Here is a 13522-nt window from a genome sequence, read left to right as displayed (position 1 = left end):
GCGCGCAATCTAATTGGGCATTAAAGTCGCGCCAACATTTATCCGCATACCGAGGATTTCACCGTGACCGACCAACTGCTCGACATCCCCTGCACCACCATCAAGGGTGAACAGAAGACCCTTGCCGACTTCGGTGGCAAGGCCGTGCTGGTGGTCAATACCGCCAGCAAATGCGGCTTTACCCCGCAGTACAAGGGCCTTGAAACCCTGTGGCAGGACTACAAGGACAAGGGGCTGGTGGTGCTGGGCTTTCCTTGCAACCAGTTTGGTAAGCAGGAGCCCGGCAACGAAGGGGCCATTTCCGAGTTCTGCGAGCTGAACTTCGGCGTCAGCTTTCCGCTGTTCAAGAAGGTCGACGTCAATGGCAGCGATGCCCATCCGCTGTTTGTCCAGCTGAAACAGCGCGCTCCGGGCCTGCTCGGTAGTCAGGGCATCAAGTGGAACTTCACCAAGTTCCTGATCGGCGCCGATGGCAAGGTGGTCAAGCGGTTTGCGCCCACCACCAAGCCGGAAGAGCTGACTGCCGAGATTGAAGCACTGCTCAAATGAACCAGGGGCTGGATCCTCAGCTGCAGCTGGATCACCAGCTGTGCTTCAAGCTGTATGCCGCCTCGCGGGCGATCATCCGTGGCTACCGGCCGATGCTCGATGCGCTCGGCCTGACCTATCCGCAGTACCTGGCCATGCTGGTGCTGTGGGAGTGGCAGCAGCAGCCACCGGCGCAGGCGACGGTCAAGGCGTTGGGCGAGCGTCTGATGCTCGACTCCGGCACGTTGACCCCATTGCTCAAGCGTCTGCAGCAGCAGGGGTTGCTGCTGCGCCAGCGCTCGCAGGTCGATGAACGTGAAGTCTGTCTGCAGTTAACACCCGCTGGGGTGCAGTTGCGCGAGCGGGTATTGCCGCTGCGCCAGCAACTGATCGGGGGCGCCGGGCTGGATGGCGAGGAGCCATCCGCCCTGCGCCAGCAGCTCGATCAACTGCTTGGGCAGTTTCTCCGGCTCACGCCTGGTTGCCGCTAGTTGGCGGCAACCAGCGCCGCAGTGTGCTGATCAGGTCCTCGCGGCGAAACGGCTTGGCCAGGTAGTCGTTCATGCCAAGTTGCAGGCAGCGCTCGCGCTCATCGGCGAGGGCGTTCGCTGTGAGTGCGATGATCGGCAGATCGGCCCAGCGGCTATCTTGGCGAATGCGCAGGGTGGCCTCGTAGCCATCCATGATCGGCATGTTGCAGTCCATCAGGATCAGGTCGGGGCGCTGCTGGGCCAGCTGCTGCAGGGCTTCTTCGCCGTTCTCTGCCAGGCTCACGCGGCAGCCGAGCTTGAGCAGCATGCCCTTGGCCACCATCTGGTTCACCGGATTGTCTTCGACGAGCAGGATGTCGGCGTGCTGCAGCGGCGCCTGCTGCTCATTGACCACCTGCAGCCTGGGCTGATGTAGCACGTGTTCACGCAGCTGACTGAGCAGCGTCTGCCGGGTTAGCGGCTGGGCGATCTGCTGCAGCGGGGCAAGGGTACTGCTGGCCGTTTGGCTGAGGAAGTGACCATAGCTGCTGACCAGGATCAGTGGCGTACTGGTTTTTTCGCGCAGTGCGACAAGCTGTTCGGGGGTGTTGCAGATCAGCAGATCGCAGTCCGGCATCGACTCGGGCAGGTGGGCGCTGTGCTCATAGCGCAGGCCAAGGGCTGGCAGCCACAGGCTCAGCTGACGCTGCAGGCCACTGCTGTCAGGGCACAGGGCGAATACGCTGCCTTGCAGTTGCGGCAATGCGGCGGCTGGTGTGTGCACCGGGAGGGGTAAGCGCGCGCAGAAGCGGCTGCCCTGATGCAGGGTCGATTGCACCAGCAGTTCGCCATGCATGGCTTCACACAGGCGGCGGGTCAGCGCCAGGCCAAGGCCGGTGCCGCCATATTGGCGGGTGATGCCGGGGGCCGCCTGGACGAAGGGTTGGAAGATGCGCTGCATGGCGTCCTCGGCAATGCCGATGCCGGTGTCGCACAGCTCGATCTCGACCTGCCGGGCATTCATGCGCAGCTCCAGGGTCACCTGCCCTTGGCGGGTGAACTTCAGGGCATTGGACAGCAGGTTGTTGATGATCTGGCGAACCCGCGTCGGATCGCCCAGCAGTTGTGTCGGTAGCTGTGGGCTGATCAGACAGCTGAGCTCTACACCGCTGGCGGCATTCTGCGAGAGCAGGGTGGCGCACTCCTCGCCAAGGCTGGCCAGGTCGAAGGGAATGTTTTCGAGCTGCAGCTCGCCGGCCTCGAACTTGGACAGGTCGAGGATGTCGTTGAGCAGGTCCATCAGGACCTTGCCCGACTCGCGGGCCACGCTCAGCTGTTCACGCTGTTCATCGTTGAGCGGGCCGTCACTGGCCAGGGCGACCATTCCCAGCAGGCCGTTGAGCGGAGTACGGATTTCATGGCTCATGTTGGCCAGGAAGGCCGAGCGCAGCTGGGCCGTATGCAGGGCCTGCTCGCGGGCCTGGTCAAGGTCGGCGTTGGATTGCAGCAGGCGGTTGTTGGCGGCCTTGAGCTCAGCGGTGCGCGCCGAGACGATGTTTTCCAGCTCGCCAAGGTACTCGGTCAGGCGGTTCTCAGCCTCGCGGCGCTGATCGACTTCCTTGCTGACGCTTTCCAGCTGATGGTTGGTGACCGTCACCAGCACGCCGATCTCATCTTTCTCGTGGCCACTGGGGCAGGCGACCGGCGTGCGCTTGCTGCTTTTCTCGTCGCGTTCGCTGAGGGCATGAATCAGGCTGACCAGGGGTTTGGTCAGGGTGTAATAGAACAGCACCAGCAGCAGGATTGACAGCAGCAGGCTGCGCACGAAGCCTGAAACCATAGTCAGCGCCGCGCGGCTGAGGAAGGTTGCGCCATAGGGGTAGGTGTCGACCTCCAGACGCAATACGCCAAGGGGCTCGTCGGGAGCATGGCTGACAAAAAGCGGATCTTCGAAGATGCGGCTGTCACGAAACAGGAAGTCGCTGAATACCCGGTAGCGGCTGTCGATGCGTGGGCGGCTGACCGAGGCCAGGGTGCCGCCGGAACTGTCAATGATCTCGGCGCGGATCACCGAAGGCGATTGCAGCAAGCCAAGCAGCAGTTCCTGAGCCAGTTCGCTGTCGATGTTGTAGGCGATGCGTGCGGCGGGGTTGTGGCTGATCTGCTGCAGGGCGTGGATTTCGCGATTGATCGAGGCATCTTCGTTGGCATAATCGATGCTGACCTGTACCAGGCTCAGCAGCGTGCCGAGAATGAAGGCCACCACCACGGTCAGGCGTGCCTGTTTGTAGGACAGACGATTACTTAAAGGAATGACCATCGGCACGGTGCCTTGAGAGAATGCTGCTAAAGCATAGCCGATCGTTGCCGCTGAACGGCAGCGAGTCTGTCACGCCATGTAGTGAGAGAGAGTGAAATGGACGAATCATTGGGCCCGCTGCTGACACGTGCCGAAGGTTTGCTGGCGCGCCTTGAAAACTGGCTGCCGTCGCCGGCTGCCAGTATCGACTGGCAGCAGTGCCTGGCGGCGCGCTGGCAGAGGGATGGGCGTCAGGGGCGCCTGCAGGCGCTGCAGGTCAATTTGCAGTTGCGCATCAGTGATCTGTGTGGGGTGGAACGTCAGGTCGCACAGCTGGCTGGGAATACCCGGCAGTTCCTGCAGGGGCTGCCGGCCAACCATGCCTTGCTCTGGGGCGCGCGTGGCACCGGCAAGTCATCGCTGGTGCGGGCCTTGCTGGCCGAGTATGCCGGACAGGGCCTGCGCCTGATCGAGATCGAGCGTGATCATTTGGCCGATCTGCCGCGGATAGTGGAGGGTCTGGCCGGGTTGTCGCAGCGCTTCGTGCTGTTCTGTGATGATCTGTCGTTCGAGGCGGGCGAGGGGGACTACCGCCAGCTCAAGAGTGTGTTGGATGGCTCGCTGGAACAGGCACCGGACAACGTGCTGCTGTATGCCACCTCAAATCGCCGGCACCTTTTGCCAGAGCGGCAGAGTGACAATCAGCACTGGCAGACCGTGGAGGGCGAAGTGCACCCCAGTGAGGCGGTAGAGGACAAGGTGGCCCTGTCGGATCGCTTTGGGCTGTGGCTGTCCTTCTATCCCTTTACTCAGGATCAGTACCTGGCGGTGGTTCGCCATTGGCTGCAGCATTATGCGGCCGCAGCCGGTCTGGCTTGGGAGTGGGGGCGTGCGCTGGAGTTGGAAGCCATCCGCTGGGCTGGTGGCCGCGGCAACCGCAACGGCCGTTGCGCCAGTCAGTTCGCCAGAAGCTGGGTAGGGCGGGCGCTGCTGGATCGGTAGTGAAGCGGGTTGACGGGGGCTTTCGTCCCCGTTGAATCACGCCTGACCACAGAGCTTGGCGACGGTGCGTTGCTCGCCTGGCAGCACGCTTTGCAGGCTCGTGCGGGCCTTCATGCGCGCGTAATGCGCAGCCAGAGCCGGCCAGCGGTTAGCGTCGAGCTGCTCGCCGCCATGTTCCATGTTGACCAGTTGGCAGGCCAGGGCCAGGTCGGCCATGCTCAGCTGCCCGTCGACGAAGTACTCCTTGTTACCCAGTTGCTGCTCCAGGTAGTCGAAGTGGGGTGGCAGCTTGTCGTTGAGCGCCATTGCAATGCTGGCTTCGTCACTGCTCTTGCCCATGGTTGGCTTGAGCACGCGGTTGCGAAAGACCGTGAAGGTGCACAGTGGCGCCAGTTCGTAGTCGGCATATTTTTCCAGCCAGCGAATCTGAGCGCTGTGGGCCGGTTCACTGCCATACAGGGCGGCCTGCTCCGGGTGCTTGTCTTCCAGGTACTGGCAGATCACGCTGGAGTCAGCCAGGGTCAACTCACCGTCACGCAGAGCCGGGATGCGGCCCAGTGGGTTGATCTCGCGGTACCAGTCGGGCTGGCCGAAGGGCGTGACGATCTCCAGCTGATAGGGCAGGTCCTTTTCCAGCAGGCACAGGCGCACCTTGCGCACGAACGGCGAGAGTGGGGCTCCGTAGACGATCAGGCTCATGCAGATTTCCTTGGCGACGGTCAGTCGTAGATGTTCTTCTTTTTCCAGGTGTCTTCTTCGTCCAGCGTCTTCAGGCCTTCACCCAGTTCGCTCGGCTCATCCGCGACCGGTTGCGCGGTCTCGAGCACCATGGCGTTGGCGCGAGCCAGTTGGGTTTCCAGCTGCTTGAGCTGCTGCTCGTAGCGCTTGATATCCGGTTGTTTGCGCAGGTATTGCACGCCACGCTCGAAGGCCAGTCGAGCCTGGCGTGCCTGGCCTTGTTGCAGGTTCTGCTGGCCCTGGTTGTTGAAGAACTCGCAATGCAGCATGACCAGCATGTGACGGATCTCGCCGGCCCACTGCTTGGCTTCCTGTGGCGGTAGCAGTGCTTCCTGCTGTGCGTGACTGAGAATGGCGTGCAGTGCTTCCAGCTGGAAGCGCACTTCCTTGGCCTGGGCTTCGTTCTGTACCGGCTGGGCGGGATTGCGAATCGGCACCGCCTCGCCCATGGCGATCTGCGTGCGCAGGTCCTGAATCCGTCCGCTCAGTTGTGGGTTGCTGCGGTCGACCTTGTTCAGGTTGATCGATAGCTGCATTTCTAGACGGTTGAGCAGTTGCTTGAGGGGCGGGGTCATGAACTGTCCGGGCATGCTTTCGGACAAGTTGCTGCAGCGACGGATGCGGTCGGTCAGCTCGGCCTTCTGCCGGGCGCGCTCCAGCTTGCCGGCTTCCAGGCTGTGATTGATAAAGGCAATCAGGCCGAGGACAACAATGCCGGCAACGATGAGTACGGTTATCAGAAGTGGTGACACCAGGCTTGCTCCCGCGCTTTTATGTTTCTTCGGAGTGTAGTGTGTTGTCTTTCTGGCTCATAGGCCCGCCTTGATAAACGTTGGAAGTCGTTGATTTAAAAAAATTTTAGATTAGGGGTTGACGACCTTTTGAGGCATCCATAGAATGCGCGCCACTCCCGCAGCGAACTTCACGAAGCCAGCTGAGGGAGCCGGAAAAGCTGTTGTAAGTTCCGGGCCGCGTCCCCTTCGTCTAGTGGCCTAGGACACCGCCCTTTCACGGCGGTAACAGGGGTTCGAGTCCCCTAGGGGACGCCAGTTTGCGGGAATAGCTCAGTTGGTAGAGCACGACCTTGCCAAGGTCGGGGTCGCGAGTTCGAGTCTCGTTTCCCGCTCCAAATTCACAAAAACGCCGCTCATTGAGCGGCGTTTTTGTTTGTCCGTAAAAACCAGACCTAAAAAAGCCCGCGGGTGCGGGCTCTTGGGTAGCGGCTGGTCAGTGCTTGGGGCTCTGCTCCGGTAGGGCCAGCAATTGCTTCTCCTGCGCCCAGTCGAAGGGCTCGCCGGCTTCGGCGGCGGCATAGCGGCGCTCGTCCAGTTGCTGGTACAGCTCGATTTCCTCGTCCGGCATGAAGTGCAGGCAGTCGCCACCAAAGAACCACAGCAGGTCACGCGGTACCAGGTGGGCGATCTGCGGGTAGCGGTGGAAAATCTGGCGAATCAGGTCCTGGCCCAGGTAAAGGCTGTTTTCCATGTCGCGCGGCAGTTCGCTGAGCAGCTCGTCATAGCGCTCGAGAAACAGGGCATGGGTATCGTCGGCGACCTGTTCAGCTTCGCCCAGGGCTTGCAGGATGCCACGCAGGTGGGCGAGCAGGGCCAGGTGGTAATTGAGGTGGGCGTTGACCATGACGGGGCTCCGGGCTGAAAACGGTGGCGGAGTATACCTGCCATCTGGCCGGTATGCCTGCTGGTCTGGCCGCCTCCTCGGCATAGACTGACGACACGGAGGACGCCTGCATGCATGACTATCTGCAACCCGCCAGCTTCATCGACAGTGATCACCCGGCGGTCGTCGCCTTTGCCGAGCGTTGGCGTGGCACGGGTAGTCCGCGCGAGCAGGCGGTCGCCCTGTACCTCGCGGTGCGTGATCAGATTCGCTACAACCCTTACAGCTTCAGTGCCGAGCGCGAAACGCTGAAGGCCAGCCACGCGCTGCAGGCTGGAGAGAGCTATTGCGTGCCCAAGGCGCTGCTGCTTGCCGCTTGCGCTCGTCACTGTGGCATCCCGGCGCGCATCGGGCTGGCCGATGTGCGTAATCACCTGTCGTCGCCGCGCCTGCTGGAACTGCTACGCAGCGAAGTGTTCGCCATGCATGGCTATACCGAACTGTATCTGGACGGACGCTGGGTCAAGGCCACGCCGGCGTTCAACGCTGCGCTGTGCAAGGCTTTCAAGGTGGCACCGCTGGAATTCGATGGCCGCCAGGACAGCGTCTTTCATCCTTATAACGCCAGCGGCGAACGCTACATGGAGTACCTGTGTGACCACGGCCAGTTCGCCGATTTGCCGGTAGACCTGTTCTTTGCGCATCTGGCCAAGGTCTATCCGCATCTGTTCAGTGAGGGAGCGGCCCTCCTGAGCGGGGATTTGCAGGCCGAGGTGGCGCTTGGCTGAGGGGGCGGCCTTGCAATTGGCGGGGACTGGCCTTATCTAGGCCTATCTCCCTGCCAGCCAAGTAGTCCTGTATGAGCGCCGCCCTCAGTATTCGTCAGCTGACCAAAACCTACGCCAATGGCTTCAAGGCCCTCGATGGCATCGATCTGGAAGTGGCCGAGGGCGATTTCTTTGCGCTGCTCGGCCCCAACGGTGCCGGCAAGTCCACCACCATCGGCATCATTTCCACACTGGTCAACAAGAGCAGCGGCTCGGTCAGCGTGTTCGGCCATGATCTCGACCGGGACCCCTATGCCCTCAAGCGCTGCCTCGGCGTGGTGCCGCAGGAGTTCAATTTCAGCCAGTTCGAGAAGGTCTTCGACATTGTCGTGACCCAGGCCGGCTACTACGGCATTCCCCTCAAGCTGGCGCGCCAGCGCGCCGAGCAATACTTGCAGCAGCTGGGCCTGTGGGACAAGCGCGATGTGCCGGCACGGATGCTCTCCGGCGGCATGAAGCGCCGCCTGATGATCGCCCGGGCGCTGATCCACGAGCCGCGCCTGCTGATTCTCGACGAGCCCACCGCCGGCGTGGACATCGAGCTGCGCCGCTCGATGTGGAGCTTTCTCAGCGAGCTCAACGACAAGGGCATCACCATCATTCTCACCACCCATTACCTGGAAGAGGCCGAGCAGCTCTGCCGCAATATCGGCATCATCGATCACGGCCGCATCGTCGAGAACACCAGCATGAAGGCGCTGCTCAAGACCCTGCATGTGGAGACCTTTCTGCTGGACCTCAAGGAGGCGCAACTGGTGGCGCCGCAGCTCAATGGCTACCCGAGCCAGCTGGTCGATGCGCAGACCCTGGAAGTGCAGGTCGAGAAGAGCCTGGGCATTACCGAGCTGTTCCGCCAACTGGCGGCGCAGAAGGTCGAGGTGCTGAGCCTGCGCAACAAGAGCAACCGCCTGGAGGAACTGTTCGTTTCCCTGGTCGAGAAAAACCTGGCCAAGGTGGCGAAATGAGTCCCGAGCTGCGTTCCAACCTGATTGCCCTGCAAACCATCGTGATCCGCGAGGTGCGCCGTTTCACCCGCATCTGGCCGCAGACGCTGCTGCCCCCGGCGATCACCATGGCGTTGTATTTCGTCATCTTCGGCCGGCTGATCGGCAGCCAGGTCGGTGGTGTCGGCCAGTTCAGCTATATGGAGTTCATCGTGCCGGGGCTGATCATGATGTCGGTGATCACCAACTCCTACGGCAACGTGGTGTCGAGCTTCTACAGCAGCAAGTTCCAGCGCAATATCGAGGAGCTGCTGGTGTCTCCGGTGTCGCCGCATACCATTCTGGTGGGCTATCTGGTGGGTGGCGTGCTGCGCGGCCTGGCGGTGGCGTTCATCGTCACGCTGCTGTCGCTGTTCTTCACCAAGTTGCAGGTGCATCACCTGGGCGTGACCGTGCTGGTGATGCTGCTGACGGCGACCATCTTCTCCATGGGCGGTTTCATCAACGCGGTGTTCGCCCGCAGCTTCGACGATATCTCGATCATCCCGACCTTCGTGCTGACGCCGCTGACCTACCTGGGCGGGGTGTTCTACTCGATCACGCTGCTGCCCGAGTTCTGGCAGAAGGTGTCGATGGCCAACCCCATCCTGCACATGGTCAATGCTTTCCGTTACGGCATTCTCGGGTTTTCCGATATCAATATCGGCTGGGCGATGGCGTCCATGCTGGTGGCGGCGGCACTGCTCTACGGTGTGTGTATCAACCTGCTGAAAAGCGGGCGGGGCATGCGTCAGTAATACACCGGGTTACATCTCCGATGGTCGGCGGCGGGCCCGACTGGCGGTAGACTTGCCGGTCTGCCCTGTGCCGAGGTTTACCCATGTCCGTCTGCCGCTCCGTCATTCTGCTGCTGCTCTTTTTGCTGGCACCGTTCAGTTCTGCTCAGGCCGAACTGGCGCCACTGGTCGAGGTGGTGCAGCCCGAGCAGCGGCTGGTGCGTGACGAACTGGTGACCTTTGGCTCGCTGCGCTCGGATGAGTCGACCCTGATTCGCCCGGAGGTTGAAGGGCGGGTGGCGGCCCTGCACTTTCAGGAGGGCATGGCGGTCAAGGGCGGCGCCTTGCTGGTCAGCCTGGATGATTCGATTGCCCGTGCCGAGTTGGCGCAGGCGCGGGCTAACCTCGATCTGGCGGAAAAGAGCTTCCAGCGCGCCCAGCTGCTGTTCAAGCGCGGAGCCAGTAATGCTCAGGCTCTCGATGAGGCGCAGTCGCAGCAGCAGGCCGCTCGCGCCAGCCTGGCCCTGGCTCAGGCGCGCCTGGACAAGACCCTGATCCGCGCGCCCTATGACGGTGTGCTGGGCTTGCGCCAGGTCAGCGTCGGCGATTACCTGAGCGCCGGTGACAATATCGTCAACCTGGAAGTGCTGGACCCGCTCAAGGTCGACTTCCGCGTGCCGCAGAAGGCAGTCAGCCAGGTGCGCCTGCAGCAGCGTATCGAGTTGAGCCTGGATGCCTACCCCAATGAGCGCTTCCAAGGCGAGATCATTGCCCTCAATCCTCGGCTGGATGAAGTGGGCCGCAGCCAGGCGATTCGCGCCCAGGTGGCCAACCGCGATCAGCGGCTTAAGCCCGGCCAGTTCGTCAAGGTCTCGGTCATTCTTGCTGAACGTCCCCAGGCTCTGCTGATCCCCGAGGAGGCGATCATGCCCATGGGCCAGCAACTGATGATCAATCTGCTGGTGGCAGGCAAGGTCGAGCGGCGGGTGATCCGCATCGGCCAGCGTCTGAACGGCTGGGCCGAGGTGGTCGAGGGCCTTCAGGGTGGTGAAACGGTGATCAGTGCCGGCTGGCAGAAGGTCGTGCCCGGACGCGAGGTGCGCAGCGTGCCGCGGGGGCAGGGCGCATGACCCTGTCGGATATCTGCATCCGTCGTCCGGTCTTTGCCAGTGTCCTGTCGCTGATCATCGTCCTGCTCGGCCTTCTGGCCTACCAGCGCCTGACCGTGCGCGAGTACCCCAACATCGACGTGCCGATCGTCACGGTTAACGTCATCTACCCCGGCGCCAGCCCGGAAATCATGGAGTCCCAGGTCGCCCAGCCAATCGAGGATGTGCTGTCGGGCATCGAAGGCCTGGATTTCGTCAGTTCTATCAGCCGGGCGGAAAACACCCAGATCACGGCCCAGTTCCGCTTGGACACCAATGCCGACGAAGCCGCCAACGACGTGCGTGACCGCCTCGGTCGCGTGCGTGCGCTGTTGCCGGAAGAAATCCGCGAACCGCTGGTGCAGAAGGTCGAGGCCGATGCGCAGCCGGTGATCTGGCTGGCCTTCTACAGCGAGCAGCTGTCGGCCATGGCCATTACCGATGTGCTCGAACGGGTGGTGCAGGATCGCCTGCAGACCATTCCCGGCGTGTCCGAGGTGCAGATCCGTGGCGCGCGCACCTATGCCATGCGCATCTGGCTGGATCCGGAAAAGCTGGCCGCCCATGACCTGACCGTGCAGGACATCGAAGCCGCGCTGCGCCGGCAGAACGTAGAGATTCCGGCCGGGCGTATCGAGTCGCAGCAGCGCGAATTTTCCGTGCTGTCGGAAACCGATCTGCAGACTGCCGAGCAGTTCAACCAGCTGATCCTCGACGATTCGCGCGGCTACCTGCTGCGACTGGCCGATGTCGGCTACGCCGAGCTGGGCGCCGCCGACGAGCGCACCCTGGTGCGCTTCAAGGGCCGTTCGGCGGTGGCGGTGGGGCTGGTCAAGCAGGCCACCGCGAACCCGCTGGATATTTCCGCCGGTCTTGAGGCGGCGTTGCCGGAAATCCGCAGCCTGCTGCCGGACGGCATGCAGATGGCCGTGGCCAACGACAACTCGCTGTTCATCCGCGAGTCGATCGGCAACGTTTACAGCACCATCTGGGAAGCGGTGTTGCTGGTGGTGCTGATCATCTTCCTGTTCCTCCGTTCGCTGCGCGCCACCCTGATTCCGCTGGTGACCATACCGGTGTCGCTGATCGGTGCCTGCGCGCTGATGGCGCTGATGGGCTTTTCCATCAACAACCTGACACTGCTGGCCATGGTCCTGGCCATCGGCCTGGTGGTGGATGACGCCATCGTCGTGCTGGAAAACATCCACCGTCATATCGAGCGCGGCATGGCGCCGCTGCAGGCAGCCTTCACCGGCAGCCGCGAGATCGCCTTCGCGGTGATCGCCATGACCCTGACCCTGGCCGCGGTGTATGCGCCAATCGGCTTCATGCAGGGCACCTCGGGCAAACTGTTCACCGAATTCGCCTGGACCCTGGCCGGTGCGGTGCTGGTTTCCGGCTTTGTCGCCCTGACGCTGTCGCCGATGATGTGCGCCTATCTGCTCAAACCCCACCGCGCCGCGGCCAGCCATGGGCGGGCCTATGTGGCCATTGAGCAGGTGCTCGAACGCCTGACCCTGGCCTATGGCCGTATGCTGCGACGCGTGCTGCAGGCCTGGTGGCTGGTGCTGGCGCTGTTGGCGGGAATTCTCGTGCTGTGCGCCGTGCTGTTTGCCAACCTGCGCAGCGAACTGGCGCCGACCGAGGATACCGGCACCATCGTCGGCTCCATCAACGGCCCGGATGGCGCCACCCTGGCGTACACCAGCCGTTATGCCGAGCAACTGGAAGCGGCCTATGCGGCGATTCCGGAAACCAACCGCTACATGGTCATCGTCGGTTTCCCCACGGTGGCCCAGGGCCTGTCGTTCATGAAGCTGGAGGACTGGGACAAGCGCGAGCGCAGCCAGTTCGAGATCCGCGACGAGCTGCTGCCCAAACTGCAGGACATTCCCGGCGTGCGCGCTTTTCCCATCAACCGTCCGCCGCTGGGGCAGAGTGCCCGTAGCCAGCCGGTGAACTTCGTCATCCGCTCCTCGCTGGAATATGCCGAGCTGCAACAGTACGTCGACAAGCTGCTGGCCGAGGTGCGCGGCTATCCGGGGCTGGAGAGCCTGGATACCGACCTCAAGCTGAATACGCCGCAGCTCAAGATCAGCGTCAACCGCGAGCAGGCGGTGGTGGTGGGCAGCGATGTCGCCACCATCGGTCGCAGTCTGGAGAGCCTGTTCGGCAGCCGTCAGGTGACGCGCTTCAAGCAGAATGGCGAGCAGTACGACGTGCTGGTGCAGCTGGCCGGGGTCGATCGCAGCAACCCGCAGGACCTCAACCGCATCTACGTGCGCGGGCGCGATGACAGCATGGTGCAGCTGTCGAACCTGATCGAGGTGCGCGAAACCGTGGCGCCCCGCGAGCTCAACCACTTCAACCAGCTGCGCGCGGTGACGGTGACCGCCAACGTCGGCTCCGGCTACACCCTCGGCGAAGCGCTGGAGCATCTGGAAGACAAGGCGCGTGCGATCTTCCCGGCCGACACCCAGTTCGATTACACCGGCATCTCGCGGGACTTCAAGGATTCCGGCAGTGGCGTGGCGCTGATCTTCGCCCTTGCCCTGGTGTTCATCTTCCTGGTGCTGGCCGCGCAGTTCGAGAGCTTCCTCGATCCGCTGATCATCCTCTTCAGCGTCCCGCTGTCGATGGCTGGCGCTCTACTGGCACTGCAGTTGTTCGGTGGCACGCTGAACATCTATTCGCAGGTCGGCCTGGTGACCCTGATCGGCCTGATCACCAAGCACGGCATCCTCATCGTCGAGTTCGCCAATCACCTGCTGCGCGAAGGCAAGGCGCTGCAGGAGGCGGTGCTGGAGGCTTCCCTGCAACGCCTGCGCCCGATCCTGATGACCACCGGCGCCATGGTGCTCGGCTCGCTGCCGCTGGCCATCGCCACTGGCGCGGGCGCGGAGAGCCGCCAGCAGATCGGCATGGTGATCGTCGGCGGCCTGCTGCTCGGCACCTTCTTCACCCTGTTCGTGGTGCCGACGCTCTACAGCCTGCTGCGGCGCTGGAAACCGATCAAAGTGGAGCAGGGCGAGGTGGGGTTGAGTTAGGTCGTTTGAGGGCTGTACCTGGGGCGGCTAGCGGCCCAGGCTGTGTAAAAACGCTGGCATCGACCTTGCTGTGATTTGATGGATTCAAATCAGTGGGGAATGCCGATGAAGCGTTTTATCCAGGGA

General features: G+C 62.6%; 12 protein-coding genes and 2 tRNA genes. 10 read left to right on the top strand and 4 right to left on the bottom strand.

All coding sequences use genetic code 11. From position 1 onward, the window contains the following. Window positions 1-63: 63 nt before the first annotated feature. Both HNP49_RS05075 and HNP49_RS05070 read left to right on the top strand, forming a co-directional pair. Window positions 64-549 (top strand): glutathione peroxidase, encoded by a 486-nt coding sequence (locus tag HNP49_RS05075; RefSeq protein ID WP_184681224.1) that lies wholly within the window; start codon window positions 64-66, stop codon window positions 547-549. Then, window positions 546-1019 carry a MarR family winged helix-turn-helix transcriptional regulator gene (locus HNP49_RS05070; RefSeq protein WP_184681222.1) on the top strand — a complete coding sequence of 158 codons (474 nt, stop codon included), beginning with the start codon at window positions 546-548 and terminating at the stop codon, window positions 1017-1019. Before HNP49_RS05075 ends, HNP49_RS05070 begins: the two co-directional genes overlap by 4 nt. On the opposite strand, the gene HNP49_RS05065 is transcribed toward HNP49_RS05070, so the two are convergent. Then, on the bottom strand, window positions 1000-3318 hold the full coding sequence (locus HNP49_RS05065) for a response regulator (RefSeq protein ID WP_184681221.1): 2319 nt from the start codon (window positions 3316-3318) through the stop codon (window positions 1000-1002). The two genes, HNP49_RS05070 and HNP49_RS05065, sit on opposite strands and share 20 nt — an antisense overlap. A 96-nt stretch (window positions 3319-3414) precedes the next feature. Here HNP49_RS05065 and HNP49_RS05060 point away from each other — a divergent pair, with 96 nt between their 5' ends. Then, window positions 3415-4299 (top strand): ATP-binding protein, encoded by an 885-nt coding sequence (locus HNP49_RS05060; protein WP_184681219.1) that lies wholly within the window; start codon window positions 3415-3417, stop codon window positions 4297-4299. 36 nt (window positions 4300-4335) lie between these two features. On the opposite strand, the gene HNP49_RS05055 is transcribed toward HNP49_RS05060, so the two are convergent. Both HNP49_RS05055 and HNP49_RS05050 read right to left on the bottom strand, forming a co-directional pair. Then, window positions 4336-4998 carry a glutathione S-transferase family protein gene (locus HNP49_RS05055; protein WP_184681218.1) on the bottom strand — a complete coding sequence of 221 codons (663 nt, stop codon included), beginning with the start codon at window positions 4996-4998 and terminating at the stop codon, window positions 4336-4338. Window positions 4999-5018: 20 nt separating this feature from the next. Then, a complete protein-coding gene (locus HNP49_RS05050) occupies window positions 5019-5789 on the bottom strand; it encodes a hypothetical protein (RefSeq protein WP_184681216.1) in 771 nt (256 codons plus the stop codon). A gap of 221 nt (window positions 5790-6010) precedes the next feature. On the opposite strand from HNP49_RS05050, the gene HNP49_RS05045 reads away from it, so the two are divergent. Both HNP49_RS05045 and HNP49_RS05040 read left to right on the top strand, forming a co-directional pair. After that, window positions 6011-6086: transfer RNA gene (locus tag HNP49_RS05045), tRNA-Glu, on the top strand. A 4-nt stretch (window positions 6087-6090) separates the two neighbouring features. Beyond that, a tRNA-Gly gene (locus HNP49_RS05040) sits at window positions 6091-6166 on the top strand. Between the two features lie 98 nt (window positions 6167-6264). Here HNP49_RS05040 and HNP49_RS05035 read toward each other — a convergent pair. Further along, entirely contained in the window at window positions 6265-6675 is a 411-nt protein-coding gene (locus HNP49_RS05035) for a PA2817 family protein (RefSeq protein ID WP_184681214.1), read from the bottom strand. Between the two features lie 110 nt (window positions 6676-6785). Here HNP49_RS05035 and HNP49_RS05030 point away from each other — a divergent pair, with 110 nt between their 5' ends. The 5 genes from HNP49_RS05030 to HNP49_RS05010 all read left to right on the top strand — a co-directional run bounded on the left by HNP49_RS05030 (window position 6786) and on the right by HNP49_RS05010 (window position 13396). Beyond that, window positions 6786-7442, top strand: coding sequence for a transglutaminase family protein (locus tag HNP49_RS05030; protein ID WP_184681212.1), 657 nt, complete (start codon window positions 6786-6788; stop codon window positions 7440-7442). A gap of 71 nt (window positions 7443-7513) precedes the next feature. Continuing rightward, window positions 7514-8446 (top strand): ABC transporter ATP-binding protein, encoded by a 933-nt coding sequence (locus tag HNP49_RS05025; protein ID WP_184681210.1) that lies wholly within the window; start codon window positions 7514-7516, stop codon window positions 8444-8446. Continuing rightward, window positions 8443-9222, top strand: a complete 780-nt coding sequence (locus tag HNP49_RS05020) for an ABC transporter permease (RefSeq protein WP_184681209.1) — start codon at window positions 8443-8445, stop codon at window positions 9220-9222. The genes HNP49_RS05025 and HNP49_RS05020 overlap by 4 nt, the downstream gene beginning before the upstream one ends. An 83-nt stretch (window positions 9223-9305) precedes the next feature. Continuing rightward, entirely contained in the window at window positions 9306-10331 is a 1026-nt protein-coding gene (locus HNP49_RS05015; RefSeq protein WP_184681207.1) for an efflux RND transporter periplasmic adaptor subunit, read from the top strand. Further along, complete coding sequence (locus tag HNP49_RS05010; RefSeq protein ID WP_184681206.1) at window positions 10328-13396, top strand: efflux RND transporter permease subunit; 3069 nt, start codon at window positions 10328-10330, stop codon at window positions 13394-13396. The genes HNP49_RS05015 and HNP49_RS05010 overlap by 4 nt, the downstream gene beginning before the upstream one ends. Window positions 13397-13522: the final 126 nt, after the last annotated feature.

Source organism: Pseudomonas fluvialis, from assembly GCF_014207935.1.
GTDB lineage: Bacteria > Pseudomonadota > Gammaproteobacteria > Pseudomonadales > Pseudomonadaceae > Aquipseudomonas > Aquipseudomonas fluvialis_A.
This window is presented reverse-complemented; position numbering and strand designations above follow the sequence as displayed.

What these genes read in the sequence shown, in the direction of transcription:
- HNP49_RS05010 (WP_184681206.1), top strand. Translation starts at nt 10,328, where the DNA reads ATGACCCTGTCGGATATCTGCATCCGTCGTCCGGTCTTTGCCAGTGTC.
- HNP49_RS05025 (WP_184681210.1), top strand. Translation starts at nt 7,514, where the DNA reads ATGAGCGCCGCCCTCAGTATTCGTCAGCTGACCAAAACCTACGCCAAT.
- HNP49_RS05055 (WP_184681218.1), bottom strand. Translation starts at nt 4,998, where the DNA reads ATGAGCCTGATCGTCTACGGAGCCCCACTCTCGCCGTTCGTGCGCAAG.
- HNP49_RS05060 (WP_184681219.1), top strand. Translation starts at nt 3,415, where the DNA reads ATGGACGAATCATTGGGCCCGCTGCTGACACGTGCCGAAGGTTTGCTG.
- HNP49_RS05020 (WP_184681209.1), top strand. Translation starts at nt 8,443, where the DNA reads ATGAGTCCCGAGCTGCGTTCCAACCTGATTGCCCTGCAAACCATCGTG.
- HNP49_RS05035 (WP_184681214.1), bottom strand. Translation starts at nt 6,675, where the DNA reads ATGGTCAACGCCCACCTCAATTACCACCTGGCCCTGCTCGCCCACCTG.
- HNP49_RS05015 (WP_184681207.1), top strand. Translation starts at nt 9,306, where the DNA reads ATGTCCGTCTGCCGCTCCGTCATTCTGCTGCTGCTCTTTTTGCTGGCA.
- HNP49_RS05065 (WP_184681221.1), bottom strand. Translation starts at nt 3,318, where the DNA reads ATGGTCATTCCTTTAAGTAATCGTCTGTCCTACAAACAGGCACGCCTG.
- HNP49_RS05070 (WP_184681222.1), top strand. Translation starts at nt 546, where the DNA reads ATGAACCAGGGGCTGGATCCTCAGCTGCAGCTGGATCACCAGCTGTGC.
- HNP49_RS05030 (WP_184681212.1), top strand. Translation starts at nt 6,786, where the DNA reads ATGCATGACTATCTGCAACCCGCCAGCTTCATCGACAGTGATCACCCG.